This is a genomic window from Asticcacaulis endophyticus (assembly GCF_014652575.1).
GTDB classification, from domain to species: Bacteria; Pseudomonadota; Alphaproteobacteria; order Caulobacterales; family Caulobacteraceae; genus Asticcacaulis; species Asticcacaulis endophyticus.
The window spans coordinates 1,381,802-1,407,440 of sequence record NZ_BMZB01000001.1 but is presented as its reverse complement, the minus strand read 5'-3'; the positions used below and the strand labels follow the sequence as shown (position 1 = coordinate 1,407,440).

Sequence of the window (25,639 nt, the reverse complement as noted above, 5' to 3'; positions counted from 1 at the left end):
GTCACAAGACGGGTCATAAATAACGAAAAGTAACATCCCAATGACGACCTCCCCGAACGTCGTGCAGGCCTCTGCGCGCCGAACTCTGTGGCTTGCCTCGGCGGCCACCCTGTCCCTGATTACCGCACCCGCGTTTGCCCAAGACCTGTTGCTCGCCTCCGCCGATGATGTGGCGCAATCCGTGACCCGCGAAGCTCAGGCCGAAAAAGACCTGAAAAAAGACGACCGCGAAGACCGTATCGAGACCATCGTGGTTACCGCCAATAAGCGCTCGGAAAGCGCCCAAAAAGTGCCGACCGCCATTTCTGTGGTCGGCGGTGCGCAGTTGGAACGTAATGAAATCCGCTCGGCCGGCGATGTCGTGCGCTTCATCCCCAATGCCTCAGCCGCTCAGACCGAGTCGCGCAACCGTCCGCGCTGGTTCATCCGGGGCGTCGGCTCCAACGATCCGGGCGCCAACGTCGTCAATCCCGTCGGCGTCTATATCGACGAAGTCTACCTTAACGCCCCGTGGTTTCAGGCCTTCCCGGCCTTTGACCTTGACCGGGTCGAAGTCCTGCGCGGCCCGCAAGGCACCCTGTGGGGCAAGAACACGGTCGGCGGTGCGATCCATTATATTTCGCGCAAGCCTCAGTTCGAGACCGGCGGCTATGCCCGCGTCGGTGTCGGCAATCTCGATGCCTATAACGCTCAGGGTGCTGTGACCGGCCCGGTCAGCGACAACATCGCCGCGCGCCTGTCGTTTAGTCTGGAAAACCGTGGCGGGGTCGCCAGCAACAATGTCACCGGCGAGGACGATTTCGGCAAGGTCAAGGACGCCGCCCTGCGCTTTCAATTGCTGGGCAAGGTCTCGGATAATGTCGAAGTCCTGGCCTCAGTACGCGCTCGCAATTCCGACGGCACGCCGATTGCCCGCTACATTGAGCCCGCCTATCCAGATAATGCCACCTTCAAGGGCGCATCGGCCCTTGCCGATGACTACGGCAACACCCCGACCAACGCACCGGATGCGGGTTCGTCCAATGTCGACGGCTCATCCCGCACCGACCAAAAGGGGGCGACTTTCACCGTCAACTGGACGCCGGGTGATTACACTTTCACCTCGATCACCGCCTATGATGACGGCCAGCAAGTCTCGAAATCCGATGGTGATTTCACGGCGTTCGAAGGCTCACGCTCCTATGCGGATATCCAGAGCACCCAGGTCACGCAGGAATTCCGCATCACCTCGCCGCGTGATGACCGCTTCAACTGGATCGCCGGCTTCCATTATTTCTACGAAGATTTCTCTTCCGATTCCTCAACCGCCACCCTGCAAACCACGGCCTATCTTGATCGCGGCACCGGGGCCCAGCGCTGGCGCCACACCTACTTCCAGAACGTGAAATATGATCAGGAAGCCAAGTCCTACGCTTTGTTCGGATCGGGCACCTATAACTTTACCGGCAAGTTCTCGATCACCGGTGGCCTGCGCTATACCACCGAACAACGCGACGCTAAGATCGACATCCTGAACGGTCTGGGCGAAGCCTCAACCCGCCGCCTGAACACAGTCGATCCGGCCCTAGCTCCGACCTCCGCCAAGCCGCTGATTACCTTTACCAATACCGGCCAGTGGTGGCTAAGGTCAGCGGTGACCTCATCAGCTCCGTATCAGCCCTATGTGTCCGAACCGTCCAAGACCTGGAACCGCTGGACGTGGGATATCACCCCACAATACAAGGTTTCCGACGACGTCCTGCTGTACGCCAAGCACGCCCGCGGTTTCCGCTCCGGCACGTTCCAGGCCAGCGCCACCCAGTCCAACCAGTTTGATCCGAGCGGCATTGAGCCCGAAGATCTCTATTCCTACGAAGGCGGCGTAAAATCGCAGTGGTGGGATAAGCGCGTGCGCGTCAACCTGTCGGCCTTTTACTATGACTACAAAAAGGCTCAGGTGCTGGTGCAGGGCGTACCCATTGTTACCGGCGGCACCACCGCCTTTGCCGCGCGCCTGATCAATGCTCAGGGCTGGTCGAAGGGGATCGAGCTTGATATCTCTGCCAAGCCCACCCCGAAACTGCGCCTTGATGCGGCAATCGGCACGCTCGATACCGAATATACGCAAGACTTTATTCCGAATAACCCCAATACCGGCCTGCTGTTCGGCAAGGGTAATGAGTTCACCCGCGCGCCGAAGTTCTCCGGCACGGTCGGGGCGGAATACCGCATTCCGACCAGCTTTGGAGACGTCACGCTGGCCACCGACTGGAGCTACCGCACCTCACAGTGGTTCACCGTCAATGCTCAGGAAAGCGATCCCACCAAGCTCGATTATCTGGTGTCTCAGTATCAGAAACAAAAGGGTTATGCGCTCGGCAATGCCCGCGTCACAGCCGCCATTGGCGATGATCTGGAGGTATCGGCCTATGTCCGCAACCTGACCGATGAGACCTACAAAATCCTGACCTTCGGTACCCAGCAGGGCGCACGCCTGACCACCTATGGCGACCCGCGCACCTATGGCGTGACCGTCTCGGCCAAGTTCTAAGGGAGGATATTCGTATGTCCACGACCATGTTCAGACGCACCCTTTTGACCGGCGTTATCGGCATCACAGCGACCCTTGCGGCCTGCGGTGAAAAACCGGCCTCAAAGCCTGCCGCCAAGCTGCCGGAAACGGTGACCATCGCGGCTATCTCCTACACCTATCAGGGCAAGCCGACCTTTAACGGGCTGTCTCAGGTGGTGATCAATCAGGGATGGCTTGAAGGGGAACTCAAGAAAAAAGGTGTCGCTCTGAACTGGTTGCCGGTGCCAACTTCGGTCGGTGGCCCGCTGATCAACGAAGGCTTTGCGGCCAAGCGCATCGACTTTGCGGGCTACGGTGATTTTCCGGCCCTGATCGCCAAGTCCGGTGGCGTGGACATCCGCGCCATCACCTCCTCCGGTCAGGGCAACAATGCCTATCTGATCGTGCGTAAGGGGCTGGAGGCCAAATCCATCGAGGATTTAAAGGGCAAGTCGCTCGCTATCCATCGTGGCCGCCCGTGGGAGCTGACACTGGCCAAACTGTTGGATTCCAAAGGCCTGAAGCTTACCGATTTCAAGATCTATAATCTCAACCCGCAGGCCGCCTATTCGGCGCTGGCCGCCGGTAAGGTCGATGCGGTTTTTACCCTGTCCGAAGCCATACTTCAGGAAGACAAGGGCGCCGGCACCATCATCTGGTCGACCAAGTCCAATCCCGAATGGAAGATGCGGACCGGCCTGTTTGCCCGTACTGAATTTACCACGCAAAACCCTGAACTGACCCAAACCGTGGTCAACGCCTATATCAAGGCCGCGCACTGGGCTTCACAGCCGGAAAACCGCGCCGCATTCCTTGAACTGGCGTCGCGCGGCAATAATCCGACCAGCGTGCTGGAGCGCGACTACGCCAACGAAGGTGGTGACTGGAAAGACCATTTCTCGCCCATTATTGATCAGGGATTTGTCAGCCATTTCGATGATGTGTCGAAATACACTTTTGAGAACAAGCTTGTCCAAAAAGAGGTCGCCAGCCGCGATTTCATCGACCCAACCTTTGTCAATAAAGGCATTGATGAACTGGGCCTGACAGGGTTCTGGAAAGAAACACCCGTCACAGGTCCGGTTCAATGAGTTCGGCCCCGGAGTCCTTATCCCCCTCTGGTGCCGGAACGTCCGAGGCGGCGGCCTCTGCTAATCCTCCCCTGGCCGCCGCCTCACCGGCTGTTTTTCTGGCCGGGTTCTCAACCCTTGCCCTGATCAGCGGCATCTCGATCGGTCTGGCTAAGGTCGTCACCCAGTTTTTTGCGCTGGCTATTGGGGCCGATGCCTTTCAAATCGGCCTGATCATGGCGATGGAATCGATCGGCATGGTGCTGGTCACCGTCCCCGCCGGTTTCATCATCGCCCGCTTTGGGGCGCGCAGGGTTTACGCCATCGCCTCATTAGGCCCGCTGATCGTCAATCTGCTGCTGCCGTTTGCCAGCGGGATCATCGGTCTGGCGGTCGGTCGTCTGGTGATCGGGTTGTGCATTCCGTTTCGGATCGTGTCGATGAACTCGACCTTTCTGGCCCAGCTTAACCGCATCGGTGTGGGTAAGGCCGGCTGGTATCGCGGCGCGCTGACCGCCGGTCTGGCCCTGATCGGCCCGGCGCTGGCGACGGTACTTACGCAGCATGTCGATTACGTCTGGTCGTTCGCCATTATCGCCGCCCTGTTCGGTATCATGGCAGTGGGATCGCTCTATTTCTTCACCGACGAAGCGCCCCAAAGGTCGTCATCCTCAACGCCCGCCCCCAAAGGCTTGAGCGCTAATGGCATCGTCTCTGAGGCGAGAGGACTTTTGCGCAACAAAGACGTATCGGAAAGCTGCGTCATCGAATTTATCTCCTCGGCTACAGGGTCATTGTTTGCCGCCTTCATCATCGTGGTGGCCGCCCACCTGAACGGCCTTACCAAGGAAGACGGCGTCCACATCATGCTATTCCACGGCGCCATGACGGTGCTGGCCCTGTTCGGAGCGGGCCGCCTGACGCGCACGCTCAACAAATGGATCGCCTACGGGGCAGGTCTGGTTCTGGGAACACTGGCCCTGATCATTCTGGGTACGGCCAGTGGGTTTGCCGCCCTGGCCATCGGAGCCGTCCTGCTCAGTGCCGGGCAATCCATCGTCCACCTCGTCAACATGCGCCTGCTCAGCACCCATCCCGGCGAAAAATCTAAAGTGTCCGGCCTGTTTAACCTGTCGTCCATGACCGGCTCCAGCGTCGGCGCATTGGCAGGCGGCATCGTGTCCAAATTCGCCGGGGTCCAGTCGATCTACCTGTTGTGGCTGCCGGTGCTGTGGCTGGCCGCCGGCTACCTGTTCTTCGTTCTCAAAGGGACCAACCCTCATGAAGCCTGATCTTAAACTCATATTGTCGGTCAGCTCGCCTCTGCTACTGCTCATTGTGTGGCAGGCCGTGACCGCGTTTAAACTGTTCCCGCCCGAAGTGCTGGTCTCGCCTACCGCTGTCGTGGCGGCCTTTGGCGAAGTCATCGCCACCGGTGAATTGCAACGCCATCTGTCGGAAAGCCTGACCCGTCTGGCAGGCGGCTTTACCACCGGTGCGTCGCTGGGGCTGCTGTTCGGGCTGGCGCTGGCTCTATCGAAAACGGTGGAGCAGGTTTTCGGCCCGACATTTCAGGCCCTGCGTCAGATACCGGTTCTGGCCTTCATTCCCATGCTGATCCTGCTGCTGGGCATCGACGAAGTATTCAAGATCGTCATCATCGCCAAGGCCGCGTTTTTTCCCGTGGCCCTGGCCGCCTACGACAGCGTTAAGGGCGTGCCGAAATCCTATTTCGAGGTGTCGTCGCTGTACCGGGCGCCATGGTGGGTGCTGATTAGCAAAATCCTAATCCCTGCCACCATCCCCAATATTCTGGCCGGTGTGCGCCTGAGCCTGACCCGATCCTGGCTGGTGCTGGTGGCCGCAGAACTGATCGTGGCCGACAGCGGCCTTGGGCAAATGATGGAAATGGGCCGTCAGATGTTCCGCCTCGATATCGTCATGGTCGGGGTGATCGTCGCCGGGGTCATCGGCTTTGGTCTTGATCGCCTGTTCCAGCTTTTGCAAGCGCACGCCCTGCGCTGGAAGACCGCGTGAGGCCGATCATGACATTAAAAACCCTAAACTTAAACGCCTTCAAACCGGTCTGGCTACTGGGCCTGATCCCGCCCGTCCTGTTCCTTTTGTGGTGGGATCATGAAGCCGCCAAGGGTGGTGCCAACGCTCTGGCCTTCGTCTCTCTGGCACAGGTAGGTCAGGCCCTTATCGATATGTTTTCATCCGGTGAACTGGCCCTGTCCTATGGCTCCAGCCTTGGCCGCGCCTTATCGGGCCTGTTGATCGGCGGCGGTATCGGCACGCTGGTCGGCATTGCGATGGGCCTGTCAAAGCCGGTCGAATGGGCCGCCTCACCCATCTACAACAGCTTTCGTCAGGTGCCTATTCTGGGCTGGTTGCCGCTGATCGGCCTGTGGTTTGGCTCAGGCGACCTGTCCAAACTGATCATCGTCGCCCTGTCGGCCTTTTACCCGACCGTGCTCTATACCTTTGAGGGGCTGAAGCAGGTTGAGGCTCGCCTGCTCGATGTCGGCCGTGTGTACCGCCTCAATGGCTGGCAGACCTTCTGGCGTATTCAGTGGCCCGCGGCCCTGCCGTCCATCTTTACCGGCCTGTTTCAGGCGCTGGCCTTTACGTGGATTTCGACCATCGGGGTTGAGCTTTTGTTCTCATCAGGGGCCGGTCTGGGTGCGATGATGCAGCAGGCCCAGCTACAGGCCCGTCTCGATATCGTTCTGGTCTGCATCCTGTTCGTCGGCCTCACCGGCTTTGCAATCAATTTCCTCATCAAACGCCTCAGCCAGCACGTCTTAAGCTGGCGCTCTGTACGCGCTTAGGAGCTTTTCATGGACTATGTTCCGCACTCTCAAATCCCCGGCCACAAGGTCAAACAAACCGGCGCCGTCTCGCTCAAAGGCATCAAGAAGCAGTTCAATTTCAAAGACCGTGAACTGAAGGTTCTGTCGGAGTTTTCGCTTGATGTGCAACCCGGCGAATTTGTCTCAATCGTCGGCCCGTCCGGCTGCGGTAAATCCACCTTATTGCGCCTGATTGCGGGGCTTGATGACACCTATGACGGCACCATCACTCTTGATGGTCAGCGCGTCGCCGGCACGTCGCTGGAGCGAGGGCTGGTCTTTCAGGACCACCGCCTGTTCCCGTGGATGACGCTGGAAGACAACATCGCGCTGGCCCTCACCAACCGTCAGATTTCAAAGGATGCCAAGGCCAAGCTGGTCGCCGATCATATCGCTTTGGTCGGTCTTAAGGGCTTTGAAAAAGCCTTCCCGCATCAGCTTTCCGGCGGCATGGCCCAACGCGCGGCCATTGCCCGCTCACTGGTCAATGAGCCCAAGGTGCTGCTGCTGGATGAACCGTTCGGCGCGCTTGATGCCCTGACCCGCGTACACCTTCAGGGTGAGCTTCAGCGCATCTGGCTGGCGCAGGGCTCGACCATGATCATGATCACCCACGATGTCGAAGAAGCGCTCTATCTCGGCGACCGGGTGGTGGTCATGCAGGCCAATCCGGGCCGCATCACCCATACCGTCGATGTCAACCTGCCCCATCCGCGTGACCGCGCTTCACCGGTTCTGCATAGGCTGAAGGACGAGATTCTGGCCGAACTAACCAATGTGCCTGAAGCCCCCAATTCGGTCGTGCGCCTGATCAAGGGAGACGATCAATGAGCTTTGATACCGCCCCCGCACGCCTGAGCGACTATCCGGTCGATCCGATCTTTACCGGTCGCTGGTCATCGCGCGCCCTGAGCGGAGAGCCGATCCCGGAAACCGATCTTTATACCTGTTTCGAGGCCGCCCGCTGGGCCCCTTCGGCCTTTAATGCCCAGCCGTGGCGGTTTGTCTATGCCCACCGCGATGGCCGCGACTGGGACGCTCTGTTCTCGCTCCTCAATCCTAAGAACCAGTCCTGGGCGCACAAAGCCTCAGCCATAATCTTTATCGTCTCGCGCAAGGATTTTGTTTTTCAGGATCAGACCGTGCCGGTCGGCAGTCATTCGTTCGACACAGGCGCTGCCTGGGGCGCATTCGCCCATCAGGCTCATTTGCTGGGATATTCGACCCGCGCCATCGGCGGCTTTGACCGTAAGGCCGCGCCTGAAATCTTAGGCCTGCCTGACAACCACCATGTCGAAGCCGCCATAGCTATTGGCCGTCGTGCGGGCCTTGATGACCTGCCGGAGACCTTTCACGCGCAGGAAACCCCGTCGATGCGCCGCCCCTTACAGACCTTCGTGTTCGAAGGCCGCTTAACCTCAGCCGAATAGGAGCCCCGATGCCGTCACGCCTTGCCCCTTTGGTGCCATCCGACACCGTCTATATCACCCGCTGCCCCGTGCCGACCGCCACCGCCATTGCCCTCAATCAGGGCTGGTTTGCTGACGCGTTTCATCAGCACGGTTTCAAGACCGAAACCTTACAGGATTCCAACGATCCGAAACTGCGGTCCCAGCATTTCTACCATGACCTTAAGGCCCTGTTCCGCGAAGGCGGCAATGTGCCGGCCTTCTGGTCGCGGGCGCGCAATCTGGCCACCAACGGTGAAGACCACACCCTCGTCATCGGCCTGACGTGGGTGGATGAAACACAACTCTTATTGGCGCGGCCCGGTTCGGGAATCCGTGACCTGTCCGACCTTAAGGGCAAGACGCTGGGCCTGTCGAACGCAGCGGGCGCGGTTGATATCTGGCGGGCGATGGGTTTGCGCGGCTATGAGACCGCGCTTCATCTGACGGGTCTGACCTTTGACGATGTCACCCTGAAAAACCTGACGGCACCGGAGGTCAACTGGCAAACCCCTCGTCGCGGCGGGACATGGTCGCAGGTCAGCGAGCAGGCCCTGCTGGATGGCGAGGTCGATGTCATCTACGCCAAGGGGGCGCCCGCCGTCGCGCTAAAGGAAAAGCATGGGCTGGACGTTGTGCTTGATATCAACACCCTGACCGATCCGGCTTTGCGCATCAATAACGGCACGCCGCGCCCGATCACTATCCATAAGCATTTCCTGAGCGATCATCCCGAACTGGTGAAGCTTTATCTGCAAATCCTCAACCGCGCGTCGGCCTGGGCCAAAAACCATTCAGACAGCGTGGCCGATATCATCGCTTTCGAGACCGGCACCACCGCCGATGCCGTCCACAAAGGCTATGGCGCGGGGCTGCCCCACACTCTCGATGTCAATCTGTCGAAGGCCCGCATCGATGCCTTTCAGGACCAGGCCGATTTTCTGCACCGCCACGGTCTGATCGACGCCTCCGTCAATGTCCGCAACTGGATCGCCGCCGAACCGCTTCAGGCGGCCCTCAATGACCCGCTGCCCCTCACTGCCTCACAGGCCGCTTAAAGGAACATACCATGACTACAGAATTTTACTGGTATCTGCCGACCGCCGGCGATGGCCGCTCGAAAGCCTTCGATCAACTGGCACCCGCCAATGATACGCCCAACGCCACCATCCGCGATCTGCGTAAAAGCCATTACACCAATATCGACTACATCACTCAGGTCGCCCGCGCTGGCGAACTGACTGGCTTTGATGGCCTGATAGCACCCGATGACGTGGCGGGCGAAGCGTCATGGATCGTAGCCGGCCTGATCGCCCGCGACATCAAGCGCCCGACAATCATCGCTGAGTTTTCCCCCGGCGCGGGCTCAGCCGTCTATTTCGCCAAGAAGGCCGTGACCTTTCAGCGCTACAGCGGCAACCGTCTGGGCTGGTCGCTAGCCACGTCAACGAATGCGGTCACCCGCAAAGCCTTGGGTGATTTCGTGGCTGATACCGACATTGCCCGCCGTTTGGAAGAGTTTCTGATCGTCTCCAAAGGTGTCGGTTCGTCCGATGATTTTACCTTTAAGGGTGAGTTTTTCGAGGTCTTAAAAGGCGGCTTTGTTGGGCCGCTATCGGGCTGGCAATTGCCGGAAATTAGCCTTTCCGGTGAGACATCCGAGGCGCTGGAGATTTCAGCCGGTTACGGCGATGTCCATGTTTTTGAGCTGGGCACGGCTGATCTGGCCGCCAAAATCGCCCGCCTGAAAGCGCTGACCGCCACCAAGGGCCGCACCCTTAAAATCGCACTCAAGGCCCGCATCTTTGCTCATGATGACCTTGATCGCGCCGCATTAGAGGCCAAACGCTCAGGCTTTGAAGACGACTCTCAAACCCTGACCGGCGATTACGACAGTCTGGCCGAAGATCTCCTCCTGCTGGGCGAACTCGGCGTTGATCGTTTTCAACTGTTCGCCCCTCACAGCCTTGAGACCACCTACAGCATCGGCGAGCACGTCCTGCCGCGCATCCGGCAAGCCCTCCGCAAAGCCGCATAAGGAGTTACAGATATGTCCATTGATTTTTTCTGGCGACTGCCGACCCACGGCTGCTCGACCTCGGTGCGTAATCCCAGCCTGACCCGCGGCGACTGGGCGCCCCTGACCGAAGGCAATCAGGCCCCCGGCCTTTATGACGGTCAGCCCGATGGCTCAACCTATATCGACCATGTCGCCCAGATCGCCAAGGCAGCCGAGATTTCCGGCTTTCACGGCGGCCTGATCCCGTCATTCCCCATGACCGACGATCCGTGGGTGATTTCGTCCCATCTGGCGCGTGAAACCAAGACCTTCCGCTTCATGATCGCGTTTCAGCCGGGCTTTATCAATCCGGTGGAAACGGCACGCCTGACCGCCTCATTGCAACGGGCCACCGGCGGGCGGGCCCTGTTCAACATCATCACCGGCGGCGGTGGCCCTTCGCAACTGTGGTGGGGTGACAGCTTCGCTCACGATGACCGCTATGGCCGCACCACCGAGTTTCTGGACATCCTCAAAGGCGTCTGGAAAGACGGCCCCTATAGCCAGAACGGCAAGTTCTACAGTGTCGAAAACGGCCAGCTACCCGCAGCCCTCGCCGCCACCGACCTGCCGGAAATCTACTTCTCAGGTTCATCGGACGCCGCCTTAGCATCAGCCTCAAAACACGCCGACTACTACCTATCGTGGCTGGAGCCGTTCGAGCAACTGAAATCCAAATTCGGTGCTGTAAAAGAAAAAACCGACGCGCTGGGTCGCAAAATCAAGTGCTCGGTCCGCGTCGACCTGATCGCCCGTCCGACCGAAGAAGAAGCCTGGGCCGATGCCAAGGCCGGTTTCGAGGCCACTGCCCACAAACGTAGCGACAGCTTTAAACAGGCTTCCGATTCCGTCGGTGCCGCCCGTCAGGCCGCGTTCAAAGCCTCGGATGCCAAACACTATGATGAACTTATCATCGGGCCGAACCTGTGGACCGGTTTCTCGCTACTGCGTGGCGGCCCGGCACTCGGCATCGTAGGATCGTATGAGCAATGCGCCCAGAAGCTGGATGAGTTAATCGCCCTTGGCACCGACAGTTTCATCCTCGCTGGCACCCCGCACCTCGAAGAAGCTTACCGCGTCGGCGAAGAAGTCCTCCCCCTCGTCCGGGGCCGTCAGGCCTCATTATCTATTGCTGCTGAATAAAGGAAACACACTCATGACTACATTGTCTCAAACCGTGCTCGACTTTGTTGAACAGGTTAAAACCGATGCCGCGATTGCGTTTAAGGGTCTGCGCGACACCCACACCATCTCCCCGGCGGGTACCGTCAATTTCGTTCAGCGGGTCCCCGATGAGCACCTGATCGTCTCGATCGGCTATCCCGGCCCGTTCGCGCCCGACTCTGAGCTGAAACCTGCGGTCTATGATTTTGACGGCAACCTTCTGCTGGGTGAAGCCAAAAATGCGGGTGGTGGCGGGCGCTACCTGCCGATTTTTCGCAAGCATGACGACATCACCACCGTCAGCCACGTCCACTCGGTCTATTTAGGCGCATGGTCGCAAAGCCACCGTACCCTGCCCATCCGCTATGTGCCGGTGCAGCGCTGGACCCGCATCCGTGAACTGCCGGTCTATATCGACCGTCGTCAGGGCGAGGCCAACTACATCCTTGAGCGCCTTGAGGAGGACAACAGCCACTTCGCCATCCTTGAGGCTAATGGTGGATCGACCGTGTGGGGCCGTAAGGGTATCCTGGCGCTGGCCAACACCATCGTAAACCTCGAAGAAGGCGCGCGCCTGCAAGCGATCGCTGAAACGCTCGGTGGCTCCAAACTGTACGGCCCCGGCGTACTAGAACAGCAATGGAAAATGAGCGGCCTGTGGCGCCCTGAAGATGAAGTGGCGGTCGCTGCGGAATAACGTCCAAACCGGTCGCCTGGGGTCAAACTCAGGCGGCCAGATCTTCCTTTTCTTATTCCCGATCTAAGTACAACCGACAGAAAAAACGCGTTCGATTTACCCCGACTTTAATCCAGATGGGGCTAGTGCAGAATGATACGATAATGGCACTCAGTATAAGCGGAATGCCTTATTTTGTTTGCGTATCATTACGGCGTTTTGCTACGTTTTGATTTTGTTAGGTTTCTTGTTCGTTGACATCGTAGGGGTCACAGGTGCAATCCATGTCGGGTCCACAATTTCCTCATTTTCTCCGAAAATTCAGAAATGCTTTTTTTTCTGGCGCTCAGGGCCACAGGCCCTTGGCGGCGCGCAGCCTGCGCTCCCGCTTGGTCGCTAGTCGCTTCGCTCTGGCCATTTCACTCCAAAGTCCCTCGCCATCGTTGGGGACTTTGTCGCGCGTGTTCTGAGCTGGCTCGCGGTTTCATTAGCCCACTGATAGCCAGCTTATTTAGCCACACCCCATATTATCCGCATCGCACGCTTATGGGCATGGGCGCACACTGTCGCTCCGAAATCAGGAGAAACGCATATGACCGAAAAAGACATCACCGAAAAATTCTGGAAAGCTTTGCGCTCTGACCGCACGGTCATGCTGGGCCTGCGCAATGTCGCTCCGCGGCCGATGACCGCACTGGTGGACGGCGACGAAGGCGGGCCGATCTGGATTTTCACCTCAAAAGACACCGAACTGGCTAAGGCTTTGACGCCAGATGAGACGGCACGCTTTACCTTTGCCGATAAGGGCCACAATGTCTTTGCGACCGTGTACGGTGCGCTAAACCCGCACAATGACCGCGCCGTAATCGACCGGTTATGGAACCCGTTCATCGCCGCGTGGTTCACGGGTAAGGACGACCCGAAACTGCAATTGCTGCGCTTTGATGCGCGCGATGCCGAAATCTGGGTCGATGCCTCAAGCCTGATGGCGGGGCTGAAACTCCTGCTGGGCAGCGACCCCAAGGAAGACTTTAAGGACAAGGTCGCCAAGGTCGAGCTGTAGCGTTAAGATTTATTGAAAAACCCGTGCGTCAGCCACCGGCCCAGCCAGTGCGGTAAGCGTTCGGCAGCGGCTTCGGTGGCAATCGCGTCTGTCAGGCTTTGGCCTTGCGACAGTCGCGTTAGAACGTCGTATTCCAGTGGCTCAAGGTCGTGGCGATGGACTTCGTGGTCGTGGCGGACGATCAGCAGGTGTTCCGGCCCTGCCCCCATCATGGCAGGACCACCCGCCCTATGCGCCGTCAGATAGGCGTTGGGCGCTGCCTCGAAACTCAGCAGGTGCGAGGCGGTGCGCAGCTTAAAGCCCATCTGAGCAAAGGCCTCATCATCAATGCCGCTCAGATCCGCTGTCGTCAGGGGCGCGCTGTCCGCAGCCCAGAATACCGCGACAATCGCAGCCTCCAGTGTCGCCAGATCTTTGGCCGGGCCGGGCGACACAAGGTCGGGCAAGCCAATGGGATAGAGATTCAAATCCCAGTGGCGCGACGGCGTGGCCTCGACATAGGCGGCGACCAGCGCGTCAAACGCCTCTGCTCCCATAAAGGCCGCAAGCGCCGGATAGTCCGCCGCGACCGCCGCTTTTAACCGTTCATGATAGCCATCGGCATAGATGTTCAACCGCCGTTGCGGCGTCAGAATATTGCCGCGTGATGGCTTAAACAGAGCCATATCCGCCGCCCCGCGTCCGGTCGCCGCCTCATATAGCTGCTCAAGCTGGTGGCGGTAGATCATCGGGCGCGCACCTTATCCAGTTCGGCCTCCAGCACTTCAAACGCCGGAATATCGGCGTCCCATTCAATCATGGTCGCCCGCTCACCATGTACCGACCGCGCATAGTCATACAGCGCCCAGACCGGATCGGCGACCGGCGCATTATGGGTGTCGAACAGGTAATCGCCGTGATCGGTATGTCCGGCCAGATGGTACTGCTTGATCGCCGCCGATGGCACCGCATCGATATAGCCACGCGCGTCCCAGCCGTGATTAAAGCTGGAGACATGGACATTGTTGATATCGAGCAAAATACCGCAGCCCGTGCGTGTATGAAGTTCGGCGAAAAACTCAGCCTCGCTCAAGGTCGCGCCGTCAAATTCAACATAGGTTGAGGCATTTTCCAGCACCAGTTCCCGCCCCAGCGCGGCCTGCACCTGATGGATGCGCGGGATGAGGTGTTTAAGCGCTTCTTCGGTATAGGGTATAGGTAAAAGGTCGTGGCTGTTTTGGCCATTAATGCCGGTAAAACACAGGTGGTCTGACACCCAGGCGGCCTCGACCCTGTCGGCCAGCGCCTTCAACGCGCTCAGATAATCCGCATCGAGCGGATCGGTGGTGCCGATCGATAAGCCGACCCCGTGCATGACGATGGGATAGTCGGTGCGCAGATCGCACAGCATGTCATGATAGCCTGCGTGGGCGCGGATATAGTTGTCGGAAATGATTTCCAGCCAGTCGACCGATTTCGGGCGCGCGTTCAGAAAATGCCCGTAGTGAGGGCTGCGCAGACCAAGCCCATAACCGAGATGAGATTGTGACATCATGAATTAAGGGGCCTTCTCCGAAGGGAGCACGGAGAAGGCCCACACTCTTACATCTTCTTCGGCGGGGTCAGGGAGCCGCCCATTTTCACGCACTCGCCAGCTTTTACATAGACCCATTCATTCGGATCATTGTCCTTGGTGGCATGACCGGCGCAAGAGTGCGAACCGTCAGCCGAGGCGCACGAATTCTTGCCAGCCTTGGCAACGCCGTAGCATTTTTCCTTGTCGGCCTTGTCTTTCTTCATGTCGTCGCCCGCAAAGGACGGCGCAGTGGCAACAGCACCGGCCAGGGCCGAGGCGATAGCGGCAGTAATGAGAAGTTTATTCATGGGTAGTTTCCTTCTGTCGGATAACACCGGCCGGATAATTCCGAAATGCCCGGTCACATTTGCATTCGCCCCGCCTTTGCCCGCGGTTACACTATCACCGAAATATTTTTCGACCCAGTAACAATGCGCCCCCTGACAGCATCAGCATGGGCAGGTAATGCCAGATCAGCAGACCGACCGACAAAGGCTCGGCATCGACCAGCCGGATGCCAAGTCCACCCGCGGCCAGCGCCATAATCAGGCTAAGCCCCGCCGCCCGCATGGGCTTTACCACCATCAGCCTGCACAGCCGGAACAGCATCCAGGCCGCCGGAATAATCGCAAAAATAACGATGCACAACAGGCAGTGGAAACCATGTTTATGGAACACGGCGCCCGCCAGATCAGGTGTGACTGAAGCCGCAATCGCAAACACCACCGCATACAACCCAAGCGGCAGAATAAACAGATAGCGCCACCCTTTGATCCCCGCCCGGTCAGGATAGGCCGCGGCTGTTGCGGTCACACCGGCGGCGATCACCAGGCTAAGGTTCATGGCGAGTTCGGCCAAAAACAGCGGCTCCCCTATCCGCGCGCCCAGATCAGACCGTAGGCCATAGATCAGCGTCAGCACGCCAAAGCTGATCGCCGTCACGGCCATCCATTCGGCGCACACCCGTAGAAACGGCACGTAACGAACGGGACGGCCTTTGTCGGAGAGTTGCGTAATGAGGGTCTCGATGCTCATGATCCGCCCTCCTTTAGCTTATCTCTGAGGCGTTTATAGGCCCGGTGGGCCGTAACCTTGACGGCGGAAATACTCATACCCAATGCCTTACTGACTTCGGCCACCGACATGTCTTTGATGTACATGCCGGTGATCACCTTTTGCTGGCCTTCGGGAAGTTCCGCGATGGCTGCAACTATGTGTTCGTCTAAATCGATGCTTTCGGTTACAGGGGCGCATAGATAGGCCTCAACATCCTCAATCGCTACCTTCGGCATACGCTGATCGCGGTACCGCCGGCGCAAAGCATCATTGAGCCGGTAGTGCATGATCGCCGCCAGCCACGGCATGCAGGGGCGCTTCACATCATAGGTATGCAGGCCCTTATGGACTGAGATCAGGATTTCCTGCACCACGTCATCGCCATCAGCGCTTAGTTTGCGCCGGACATAGCCCTGAGCGATGTCAGATATAGCAGAAAGCAAAGCGGCATAACACCGGCGGTCGCCACCACACGCCGCCACAAACAGCGGATGCAGGCGGGCTTCATGGCCAGTGCGTGTGGGCGTATCAGACACCGTGTAACCGTATCCCTTTGCGCAGCGAATAGTATGGCAGCAAACCTAAATATTATTTTGTCGCTCTTTCGTATCCAATAAGTGAAACCACTTATTGGGAAAACGCTCCATAAAGGAACCGCCCCGATGCTGACCCAAACGCCTGCGCGCTCGAATCCCTCATCTGCCGTAAGATATGACGCCTATCGCCTTGCGCGTCTATATACCCTGCCCGAAGTTTTATCAGCACCGTGGTGGCTGATGGCGCGACTGTGGATCGGCTGGGTATTTTTCGTCTCCGGCCTGACCAAGATCGCCGATTTCGACACCACGATATCCCTGTTTGCCGATGAATATCAGGTGCCGATCCTGCCGCCGGAATTTGCAGCGTTTTCCGCCACCGCGTTTGAGCTGATCTGCCCGGTTCTGTTGTGGCTGGGGCTGGGCACACGCTTGGCCGCCATCCCGCTTCTGGTCATGACGGCTGTGATCCAGTTTACGTACCTGCAGCACGATCAGCACCTGTTCTGGGCGATCATCCTGACCGGCCTGATCATCCAAGGCGGCGGCAAGTGGTCCGCCGATCACCTGATCGCACAGCGCCTCAAGGTTTAGACTGCAACCATCCGAAGCGGTAAAGGCCACCGGCCAGCGCCGCCCCGATCAGCGGTGCCACGATAAACAGCCACAATTGCGCCAGGGCCTGTCCGCCGACAAACAGGGCAGGCCCCAAACTGCGGGCCGGATTGACAGAGACGCCGGTGACCGGAATACCGATAATATGAATAGCCGCCAAGGTCAGGCCGATGGCCAGCCCGGCAAAGCCGACAGGGCTTGAGGCGTGGGTTGAGCCCAAAATCACCACCAGAAAGATAAAGGTCGCCACGACTTCAAACAAAAAGGCGGCGGCCATGCCATAACCGCCGCCATAGCCTTCGCCCCAACCGTTTTGCCCAAGGCCTTCTACCGCGACATCATAGCCGCCAAGCTTACCCGACACCACCGCCACCAGGAACGCCGCCCCGGCTATGGCCCCAAGACATTGAGCGATCACATAGATGCCGAAATCGCGCGGCGTCATCCGTCCGGCGATCAGCGCCCCCAGCGACACCGCCGGATTAATATGACAGCCCGACACGCTGCCGATGCCGTAAGCCATGGCGACAATCGCCAGACCAAAGGCAATCGCGATGCCCAAAACGCCGACCACGTCCGATGAAAAGACCACCGCGCCGCATCCGAACACCACCAGCACAAACGTGCCGATAAACTCCGCCAAAGCCTTATTCATAATCCCCTCCCGGATATTGATCACCCGCAACCATACACCCTATGGGAGAAAAATAAAGCCTCAAGTAGCGCCGTTACACCTCAGCCTTAACGGCCTTTCCCGACTTGGCCTTACGCTTGGCGCCGCGCGTGAAGTCATAGACCATCAGCCCGTCTTTTTCCGTCGGCGGGGTGCGCCACTCCTCATGCCGCATGGCGGTTTGCGCATCGGCCACGCCGGACGCCCAGTTTTCCAGCATGGTGACGCGCGAAAACTCATAGTCTTTTGACTGGGTCTGGCATTGCGTGCCACGGTGGATCAGGTGGACAATCGTCACCCGGTCTTCGGACGCCAGATCTTTCAGGGCCTGAACTTCCGCGCATGATTTAACCTCATCGGGAATATGCTCATACAGGGTGCGGATCGCCTGCCGCAGCACATATTTTTGCAGGAAAGCGTCGGTATTTAACCGCGTCCGGCTGGAATAGGTGATGTCCTTGATGCGGGCATAGACTTCATCCAGCGTCTCCGGCATGGCCCCTTGAGCGTTAAACAGGTCGATCTGGAACACCAGGGTGTCTTCGTGCATATCGCCGACCCCGCCGTGCAGCACATAGCTAAGCGGCGTGTTCGACACCACCCCGCCGTCCCAATAGGCTTCACCGTCGATCATCACCGCCGGAAAACCGGGCGGCAGCGCGCCTGATGCCATAATGTGCTCAGGCGTTATGGTGCGTTCACGATTGTCGAAATAGACGAAATTACCGCTGGTGACATGCACAGCGCCTAAACTCAGGCGGATTTCGCCATCATTAAGCCGCTTGAAATCAATGTGGCTCAGCAAGGTATCGCGCAACGGCGAGACATCATAAAAACTGGTCTCAGACGGCAGCAGCCACGGCGTCGAAAACATCGTCTGCGCGCTCGGTCGGAAAAAGCCTGGCACGCCCTGAAACATGCTCCACAGCCCGCTCATCTGGCGGAATTGGGTGTTAAACCACGGATTGAGATTGCTTAAGCCATCGGTCGGAAAGGCGGTCGAAATCTGCTCCCAGAACGAAGTCAGTTTGGCCATGCGCTCATCCGGGGCATTGCCGGCAATGATCGCCGCATTGATCGCCCCGATCGAGACGCCTGCGATCCAGTTCGGCTCAATGCCGTGAGCGTGCAACACCTGATAGGCCCCGGCCTGATATGACCCCAGCGCCCCGCCGCCTTGCAGCACCAGCACCACCTGCTCATAATGAGCCGACAGTTTCTCAATCGCATCCATCTTCATATCGGGCACCTCTTACTCAAGTCCTGAACCTAACGTGTGCAGTGCAAAAGGTCACGCTCTGTGCCGCCGCCTCTCCGAAAGTTGATCACTGCGCTCAACAAGGGGGCAAGCCCCCTTGACCCGTTAGTTGGAGCGGTTGCACCTGTATCGCTATATTTGTACTCCACCATCGCACCCGGTTTCAGTCATTGTTGCACTGTATCCTATGGGGGAGGTGGCGCGGCGCGCAAGCGACGAGACGGAGGGGTGCTGCTTCACTCGAAAACTCTTTTAAGCCCCCCACCGTCACGCCTACGGCGCGCCACCTCCCCCACATGACAGGATGCAGCAAGACTTGAAACAGTTTGCGGTGGGGGAGTATTAATTTTCTCAGTTCAGCCCATAAACCACGCAGGCCTTGGCCGTCAGTTCACTAAGCGGCGGCGCCTGAATGAATGGATTTTGCGCGGCCTTGGCTTCCAAAGCCTCAACCGGCGAAGCGGGTGCAGGCGCGGCCATCATTGCGGGCGGTGAGTTATATTCAACCCGGTTTTCTTTTCTCATAGCTGAAACGGTGATGGCCTGAGTGTCATCATAGGATTCAGGTGCTGCCCGAGCCAGAATATCCGTCTCACACGCTCTACCCGTCGGGTCGATCACCTTGACCTTGCCCAACACAGCCCCCGCATCCGTCGCTGCAGCTTTTGCCCGGCGGGCGGCATCCTTCACGGCTTCCGAATAAAGCCATGACTTGGTCTCATTGGACGGTTCCAGGTTAAAATAAATGGGCGCCGTCGAAGTCGGATTGGCCGCCAGAACCAGCGCATAGGCGCGCTCCAGCACCGCCATATCGCGCACCTGCAAGGTTAGTCCCAGATTAACCTGATAGGCGTCGATCTTGTCGCCGCGCTGGTTTTCGATCCGGTTGCCATCCTTATCCTTATACTGCTCATAAAGGGCGCGCATGGCAAAAGATGTGGAAATCTGAACCTTGTCCGCCCCTAGTTTTTTCAGCGCCTCATTCAGCGCCTTGGTCTGGGCGATAGCTTTATTTTGCGCTTCTTCGGCGGTCTTGCCCACCGTCTGGAACTGCGCAGAGAAATTGGCGCGATTGGCCTCGATCTCCGTGCGCACAAAGCCGGTCTGGGTGATGACGCTTTCTTTCATCCACCACGGCGCTTTGTCGTACGGATAGGCATTGGCCGCAGGCGTCGTTTGCGCCATCGCCGTGCTCGCTAGCGCCATCAGTGATGCGGTTATGATGAGTATACGCATAGTCCCTCTCCCTCGATGATCGTTATCGGCAGAGTTGTATCAGACTATGGCTGAATTAGGGAGGGGGCTGAATTAGGGAGACGGTTTACGCCTCTTTGCGTAGACGCTCCACAAAGGCGCGCACCTTATCGTGCAGGTTCAGCGCCTCATCGGAAACTGTCTCGATGCGGGTGCGCACCTGCCCGACGGTCATCGTCGTCTCTTTCGCCACATCGGCCACGGTTTGCAGGGACTGACTGACTTCACCGGTGCCTTGCGCGGCCAAAGCGACGTTCTGAGAGATACGCTGGGTCGCGCCTGACTGCATATCAACCGTATCGGCAATCACGCTAGAGATTTCGTTGATCTGCTCAATGGTTTCGGCAATGGCGCGAATGGCGGCTTCGGTCTGGCCGGTCGCGGCCTGAATATCGCTGATTTGCGCTGAGATTTCCTCGGTCGCCTTGGCCGTCTGCTGGGCCAGAGACTTGACCTCAGAGGCCACGACCGCAAAGCCACGGCCCGCTTCACCGGCGCGCGCTGCCTCAATCGTGGCATTGAGCGCCAGAAGATTGGTCTGCGACGCAATAGTCTGGATTAGCTTGATGACATCGCCGATGCGCTCAGCGGCGGCCACCAGCCGGTTGACGGTTTCCTGCGTATTGGCGGCCTGCTGCACGGCGTCGCGGGCGATGGTGGTGGACCGCCCGACCTGCTCGCCGATAGCGCCGATCGAGGATGCCAGATCCTGCGTCGCGTCGGATACCGTGTTCACATTATTATTGGTCTGCCCGTTGATCGAAACCACACTTTGCGACTGGCGCGAGGTTTCTTCGGCCGAGTGCATCAGGGTGGCGACAATGCCCGACAGGTCGTCAGTGGCGCGGGAAATCGCCTCGACACTGGCCCCGACATCGCCGTGCAGGCTGTCGGCCAGATCGCGGAATTCCGCCCGGCGACGGCTGATCTGCTCGGCGGCGTTCATGTCCTGTAACTGCGCAACCGCATAGGGCTTGCCCCCCAGGGTCATCAGGGTGACGGTGGCGGTGACCTCAAAAATCGTACCATCTTCGCGCACATAGTTGGTCGGCCCCGTCCATTTGCCATCGCGGGCAATGGCGGCTTCGGTATTTTTGGCCATTTCAATGGCGGTGCGGCCTTCGGGCTGCTGGCCGGCGAAAAAGGACGAGACGGGCTTGCCCAGATAGTCGGATTTTTGGCGGGCTCGGATACCGTGCGCAAAGGCGGTGTTAAGGTACACAAGCCCCTCTTCTCCGGGCGTCAGGGCATTCACAAACACCGGTGAGGTCAGGGCCTCCAGCGTCGCCGACAACAACTCAAGCTCACCGGCTGACTGAACCTGTTTTTTCTGAGCCAGACCAAATACCGCCATATCCATACCCCTGAAGCGCTAAACGTGCGCGCCAAGATGGCGGATTAACTCTAATTTTGTGTAAATCAGGCGATCTTAGCTACGGGTTTTGAGCCAGACCTGCGCGCGCATTTCACCACTTTGCTGCTGCTCTGGGGTAATCCGCGTGTGCAGGTATTCGCGCACCTCTAATGCGGCCTCTTTTTGAGCCTTGTCTGCGGTCTGGCTGGCGATCTCAGCCCATTTGTAGGCTTCAACAGGATCACGCGGCAGGCCCTGCCCCGCCAGACATAGATAGGCGTATTTGATTTGCGACGGAACGTGGCCCAGATTAGCGGCCTCTTCGAAATAGGTCACGGCCCGAATGGGGCTGGCCAGGTCACCGTTTAGCGGATCGGCATAGATTTCACCGAGGCTATAGAGCGCATCCATATCCCCACGTGCGGCTGCTTTTTGGAACCACGGCAGGGCCTCAGTGAGCTTGCCCTGACTTTTAAGTTCCTGCGCATAGCGGTTAAGGGCCGGGCCATAACCGGCATCGGTCGATTGCTGTAACAACTGGGCGGTTTTAGCCGGATCGGGCTTTAGCCCCCCAAGGCTCTGGGTGTGGTACTGCGCCAGTTGGTACTGAGCACGGCCATCACCGCCACGGGCGGCTTCACCGTACCAGTGGGCAGCAATCGTGCGGCTAGCGGTGTCGCCTTTACGGTCATAGATGTCGGCTAGTCCCATCATGGCCGGGACATGGCTCTGGGCAGCGGCTTTTTCATACCACTTTATGGCCTCGGCTTCGTTGCGGTCTTTGCCGGTATCGGCAACTATGGCCTTGATATACTGAGCCTGCGGATCGCCCATGACCTGCGCACGGGCATAGGTCACCCATTCGTTTTCGCCACTGGGAGAGGTGCCGGCCGTAAAATAAACGCTCGCAGCACCTGCCGCCAGCGCAACGGGCACCAACAGCCAGGCCCACAGGCCTTTTGAGGCTTTACGTTTTTTAGTCTTCACTTAAGTAAGCCCCAGCGCAGTCTCAAAGACGATCTTAGCGATTCGCTTGAGACTGATTATACCGGCAAGGATTGCAATTGCCACCCTGCCCCCCCTGCTGCGCGAACCCGGAGGCGCGACATTACCCCAAATGCCCTATCCCGGCCAGCGCAGGTCGAGCGTTACCGGATATTCCGGATTGAGGATCAGCGGCGGTGGCCGCAGACGACCCGGCGTATGGGTCGGGGCCTCAAAACGCGACAACCTGCGCCCCTCGGCTTCGTTTTCATTGAGCGGCAGGGTCTCATAGTTGCGTCCGCCCGGATGGATGACATGGTAACGGCAGCCACCGATCGAGCGCTCCAGCCGCGTATCAATCACATCGAAATTAAGCGGCGTATTGATCGGCAGGTTGGGATGCAGGGCGCTATAGGGCGCCCAGGCCTTATAACGCACACCGGCCACCTGGGTATGGTGATCGCGGGTCGGATTGAGCGGCAACCTTTTGCCATTGCAGGTCACCACGTGCTGGGACGACACCGCCCCTTTGAGGGCGATTTGCAGGCGCTCAACGGAGGAATCGACGCCGCGGGAGGTGCCGCCGCCGGAGGGTTCTTCGCCCATCACCGGCCACGGCTCCAGCGCGTTGCGAAGCTCCAGCGTGACATCGCCGATCTGCACCTGCCCCACCTGCGGGAAGCGGAAGTCAAAGAACGGCACAAACCAGTCGGGGCTGAACTTAAATCCTCCCTGCCCCAGATGGGCCAAAACCTCGTTCAGGTCTTCGCGGACATAGTGCTCTAGCATGTATTTGTCATGCAGCATCGTGCCCCAGCGCACCAGTTTTGAGGTATAGGGCTTTTTCCAGAACAGGGCGACGAGTGCGCGGATCAATAGCGTCTGAATGAGGTTCATCTGCGGATGCGGCGACATCTCAAAGCCGCGCATCTCCAGCAGACCCAGACGACCACGGTCGCTATCGGGGCTATAAAGCTTATCGATACAGAACTCGGCGCGGTGGGTATTGCCTGTCAGATCAACCAGCAGATTGCGCAACAACCGGTCAACCAGCCACGGCGGCACATCACCGGCATCCGGCCCATCGGGGATGCTGTTGAAAGCGATTTCAAGCTCATAGAGCGAATCGTGGCGGGCTTCGTCGATGCGCGGGGCCTGAGAGGTCGGGCCGATATAAAGCCCGGAAAACAGGTAGGACAAAGACGGGTGGTTCTGCCAGAAGGCGATCATCGAGCGCAGCACATCGGGCCTGCGCAAAAACGGACTGTCGTCGGGCTTTTGCGCGCCCATAACGATGTGGTTGCCGCCGCCGGTACCTACGCGCTTGCCGTCGATCATGAACTTATCGGCAATCAGGCGCGCCGTTTGCGCCTCTTCATAGACCGTGTTGGTGATGAACTTCAGCTCTTCCCAGTTGCGGGCAGGCTGGATATTGACCTCGATCACGCCGGGGTCAGGGGTGACGCTCATCGACTCGACGCGATGATCGCGCGGCGGGGCATAGCCTTCGATAATGACCGGCGTTTTCAGGTGGGTGGCGACCGCTTCGATCGCTGAGATCAGGTCGAGATAATGTTCGATATAGCTGAGCGGCGGCAGGAACAGATAAAGCTTGCCCTGACGCACTTCGGCGCAAATGGCGCTGCGGATCAGACCATTGGGGCCATCACTGGCCGGTTTGATAGCCACCGTCACCTTGGTGAGATTTACCGCCAGAGCCGCCGCCGCGTCCATAAGCGCCCCGTCTTCGGCATAGGGCGAGCGCGGCGGAAAGACATGCTCGGCCACCAGCTTGGGCTCAACCACCGGCAGGGCCGACAGCGGCAAGCGCAAACCGACCGGTGAGTCACCGGGGATCAGCATCATCTTCTCTGTGCGGAACTTCCAGCCATTGCTCATCCAGCTATCGGTCTTGGCCGAAAACGCCAGCGGCAGAACATAGCCGGTGGGTTTACCCACATTGGCATCCAGTTGGGCCTGAAGCCGCTTACGTTCGGTCGCCTCGAACACATCGGCCTTGAGCATTTCGCCCTCAACCGGAATGCGCTGCTCTTTCCACAGCAGGTAGGGAATATCCTCATAGGCGGGGATGACGCGGTCCTGGGGCACCCCCAGCACACGGGTCAGGGTGGTGAGGAACTCTCCGGCAATTTCGGGTTTAAGCTTTGAGGCTTTGTCAGGATCGGCCAACAGCGACTGATCCAGCCAGATCGGCGTCTTATCCAATCGCCAGAACATGTTCATCGCCCAGCGCGGCAGGATTTCGCCCGGATACCACTTGCCCTGCGCATGTTGCGCCAGCGCGCCCACGGCAAACTTGGCCGCTAGTCGCTGAAACAGGTCGTAGCCGAGTTTCTTTTTGGCCTCCGACAGGGCCGTGAAATGCCACTCATCGCCGGTGCGGTCATCAAGCGACACAAAGGTCGGCTCGCCGCCCATGGTCAGGCGCACGTCCTGTTTGTTAAGCGCCTCATCGACCTTAGTGCCGAGCGCATCAATGCGTTTCCATTCGCCGTCGCTATAGGGCTTGGTAACCCGGCGGCTCTCATAGATGCGCTCAATCGTCATCTCATGGTGCAGGGTCGATTGCGCGAACTCAAGACTACCCGATATGGGGGCCGCCGATGACGGGTTCGGCGTGCAGCACAAGGGAATGTGACCTTCGCCGGTAAACAGGCCGGACGTCGGATCAAGCCCGATCCAGCCCGCCCCCGGCAAATAGACCTCGCACCACGCATGAAGGTCAGTAAAGTCGTGGTCCGTGCCCGATGGCCCGTCCAGCGACTTCACATCGGCTTTTAACTGGATCAGGTAGCCGGACGCAAAGCGCGTCGCCAGACCTTTGTGGCGCAGGATCTGACACATCAGCCAGGCCATGTCACGGCACGACCCGCTTTTGAGGGTGAGCGTTTCCGCACTCGACTGCACACCCGGCTCCATGCGGATGGTATAGCCCAGATCACCGTTCAGTTTTTGGTTGAGCGCCACCAGATAGTCGATGGTCGGGATGGGATTGTCGGAAATGCCGTTCACATAGCTCATCAGCAGTGGATCGGAATCCTTGATCTCAAGGTACGGCGCCAGTTCTTCTTTCAGGGCCGGATCATAGACGAACGGGATTTTCTCTGCGCTCGGCTCCAGAAAAAAATCGAACGGGTTGAAGACCTTGATTTCGGACACCAGATCGACCTCGACCCGGAAATGACTGGTTTTTTCAGGAAACACGATCCGCGCCAGATAGTTGCCGAACGGGTCCTGCTGCCAGTTGATGAAGTGATTGGCGGGCTCAACCTTTAAGGCATAGGACTGGACATTGGCCTTGGCGTGCGGGGCGGGTCGCAATCTGATCGTTTGCATCCCCAGTTGAATGGGCCGATCATAGCGATAATCGGTGACGTGATGCAGAGCCGTCAGGATTCCCATAGATTTAACCTTTAAACTGTTTTCGCGTCACGAATCTGTAACAGG

24 protein-coding genes are annotated in these 25,639 nt (G+C 58.6%); 13 read left to right on the top strand and 11 right to left on the bottom strand.

All coding sequences use genetic code 11. From position 1 onward, the window contains the following. The first annotated feature begins 40 nt into the window (after positions 1-40). The 12 genes from IE102_RS06295 (at position 41) to IE102_RS06240 (ending at position 12,886) form a co-directional block, all read left to right on the top strand. Positions 41-2,530, top strand: coding sequence for a TonB-dependent receptor (locus tag IE102_RS06295; protein ID WP_189485556.1), 2,490 nt, complete (start codon positions 41-43; stop codon positions 2,528-2,530). Positions 2,531-2,544: 14 nt separating this feature from the next. Beyond that, entirely contained in the window at positions 2,545-3,642 is a 1,098-nt protein-coding gene (locus IE102_RS06290) for an ABC transporter substrate-binding protein (RefSeq protein WP_189485555.1), read from the top strand. Then, entirely contained in the window at positions 3,639-4,913 is a 1,275-nt protein-coding gene (locus tag IE102_RS06285) for an MFS transporter (protein WP_189485554.1), read from the top strand. Before IE102_RS06290 ends, IE102_RS06285 begins: the two co-directional genes overlap by 4 nt. Next, complete coding sequence (locus IE102_RS06280; RefSeq protein ID WP_189485553.1) at positions 4,903-5,658, top strand: ABC transporter permease; 756 nt, start codon at positions 4,903-4,905, stop codon at positions 5,656-5,658. Before IE102_RS06285 ends, IE102_RS06280 begins: the two co-directional genes overlap by 11 nt. Positions 5,659-5,666: 8 nt before the next feature. Further along, positions 5,667-6,455, top strand: a complete 789-nt coding sequence (locus IE102_RS06275; protein ID WP_189485552.1) for an ABC transporter permease — start codon at positions 5,667-5,669, stop codon at positions 6,453-6,455. Between the two features lie 9 nt (positions 6,456-6,464). Next, positions 6,465-7,307: an ABC transporter ATP-binding protein gene (locus IE102_RS06270; protein ID WP_189485551.1), complete on the top strand. Its 843-nt coding sequence runs from the start codon at positions 6,465-6,467 to the stop codon at positions 7,305-7,307. Beyond that, the gene (locus IE102_RS06265; protein ID WP_189485550.1) at positions 7,304-7,906 is read left to right on the top strand and encodes a nitroreductase family protein; all 603 of its coding nucleotides are present in this window, start codon (positions 7,304-7,306) and stop codon (positions 7,904-7,906) included. Before IE102_RS06270 ends, IE102_RS06265 begins: the two co-directional genes overlap by 4 nt. An 8-nt stretch (positions 7,907-7,914) precedes the next feature. Further along, a complete protein-coding gene (locus IE102_RS06260) occupies positions 7,915-8,982 on the top strand; it encodes an ABC transporter substrate-binding protein (protein ID WP_189485549.1) in 1,068 nt (355 codons plus the stop codon). 11 nt (positions 8,983-8,993) lie between these two features. Further along, on the top strand, positions 8,994-9,962 hold the full coding sequence (locus IE102_RS06255) for an LLM class flavin-dependent oxidoreductase (RefSeq protein WP_189485548.1): 969 nt from the start codon (positions 8,994-8,996) through the stop codon (positions 9,960-9,962). Between the two features lie 12 nt (positions 9,963-9,974). Then, the gene (locus IE102_RS06250) at positions 9,975-11,126 is read left to right on the top strand and encodes an LLM class flavin-dependent oxidoreductase (RefSeq protein ID WP_189485547.1); all 1,152 of its coding nucleotides are present in this window, start codon (positions 9,975-9,977) and stop codon (positions 11,124-11,126) included. Between the two features lie 13 nt (positions 11,127-11,139). Then, the gene (locus IE102_RS06245; RefSeq protein ID WP_189485546.1) at positions 11,140-11,844 is read left to right on the top strand and encodes a class II aldolase/adducin family protein; all 705 of its coding nucleotides are present in this window, start codon (positions 11,140-11,142) and stop codon (positions 11,842-11,844) included. 571 nt (positions 11,845-12,415) lie between these two features. Continuing rightward, positions 12,416-12,886, top strand: a complete 471-nt coding sequence (locus IE102_RS06240; RefSeq protein ID WP_189485545.1) for a pyridoxamine 5'-phosphate oxidase family protein — start codon at positions 12,416-12,418, stop codon at positions 12,884-12,886. Positions 12,887-12,888: 2 nt separating this feature from the next. Here IE102_RS06240 and IE102_RS06235 read toward each other — a convergent pair whose 3' ends face one another. From IE102_RS06235 to IE102_RS06215, 5 genes are all read right to left on the bottom strand, one after another. Beyond that, a complete protein-coding gene (locus IE102_RS06235) occupies positions 12,889-13,614 on the bottom strand; it encodes an HvfC/BufC N-terminal domain-containing protein (RefSeq protein WP_189485544.1) in 726 nt (241 codons plus the stop codon). Further along, entirely contained in the window at positions 13,611-14,420 is an 810-nt protein-coding gene (bufB, locus tag IE102_RS06230; protein WP_189485543.1) for an MNIO family bufferin maturase, read from the bottom strand. Before bufB ends, IE102_RS06235 begins: the two co-directional genes overlap by 4 nt. Positions 14,421-14,467: 47 nt before the next feature. Then, a complete protein-coding gene (locus IE102_RS06225; protein WP_189485542.1) occupies positions 14,468-14,749 on the bottom strand; it encodes a BufA1 family periplasmic bufferin-type metallophore in 282 nt (93 codons plus the stop codon). Positions 14,750-14,843: 94 nt separating this feature from the next. Beyond that, positions 14,844-15,476: an NrsF family protein gene (locus IE102_RS06220; protein ID WP_189485541.1), complete on the bottom strand. Its 633-nt coding sequence runs from the start codon at positions 15,474-15,476 to the stop codon at positions 14,844-14,846. Further along, the gene (locus tag IE102_RS06215; protein WP_189485540.1) at positions 15,473-16,033 is read right to left on the bottom strand and encodes an RNA polymerase sigma factor; all 561 of its coding nucleotides are present in this window, start codon (positions 16,031-16,033) and stop codon (positions 15,473-15,475) included. Before IE102_RS06215 ends, IE102_RS06220 begins: the two co-directional genes overlap by 4 nt. 126 nt (positions 16,034-16,159) lie before the next feature. Between IE102_RS06215 and IE102_RS06210 the strand changes: the two genes are divergently transcribed. Further along, positions 16,160-16,627, top strand: a complete 468-nt coding sequence (locus tag IE102_RS06210) for a DoxX family protein (protein WP_189485539.1) — start codon at positions 16,160-16,162, stop codon at positions 16,625-16,627. Here IE102_RS06210 and IE102_RS06205 read toward each other — a convergent pair. The 6 genes from IE102_RS06205 to IE102_RS06180 all read right to left on the bottom strand — a co-directional run bounded on the left by IE102_RS06205 (position 16,617) and on the right by IE102_RS06180 (position 25,594). Continuing rightward, positions 16,617-17,303, bottom strand: a complete 687-nt coding sequence (locus IE102_RS06205; protein ID WP_189485538.1) for an MIP family channel protein — start codon at positions 17,301-17,303, stop codon at positions 16,617-16,619. The two genes, IE102_RS06210 and IE102_RS06205, sit on opposite strands and share 11 nt — an antisense overlap. A gap of 73 nt (positions 17,304-17,376) precedes the next feature. Further along, on the bottom strand, positions 17,377-18,561 hold the full coding sequence (locus IE102_RS06200) for a patatin-like phospholipase family protein (protein WP_189486030.1): 1,185 nt from the start codon (positions 18,559-18,561) through the stop codon (positions 17,377-17,379). 369 nt (positions 18,562-18,930) lie between these two features. Continuing rightward, positions 18,931-19,815: an SIMPL domain-containing protein gene (locus IE102_RS06195; protein WP_189485537.1), complete on the bottom strand. Its 885-nt coding sequence runs from the start codon at positions 19,813-19,815 to the stop codon at positions 18,931-18,933. Positions 19,816-19,900: 85 nt separating this feature from the next. Then, positions 19,901-21,187 carry a methyl-accepting chemotaxis protein gene (locus IE102_RS06190; RefSeq protein WP_189485536.1) on the bottom strand — a complete coding sequence of 429 codons (1,287 nt, stop codon included), beginning with the start codon at positions 21,185-21,187 and terminating at the stop codon, positions 19,901-19,903. A 75-nt stretch (positions 21,188-21,262) separates the two neighbouring features. Then, positions 21,263-22,174 carry a tetratricopeptide repeat protein gene (locus IE102_RS06185; protein ID WP_189485535.1) on the bottom strand — a complete coding sequence of 304 codons (912 nt, stop codon included), beginning with the start codon at positions 22,172-22,174 and terminating at the stop codon, positions 21,263-21,265. Positions 22,175-22,309: 135 nt separating this feature from the next. Beyond that, a complete protein-coding gene (locus tag IE102_RS06180; RefSeq protein ID WP_189485534.1) occupies positions 22,310-25,594 on the bottom strand; it encodes a transglutaminase family protein in 3,285 nt (1,094 codons plus the stop codon). Between the last annotated feature and the right edge of the window lie 45 nt (positions 25,595-25,639).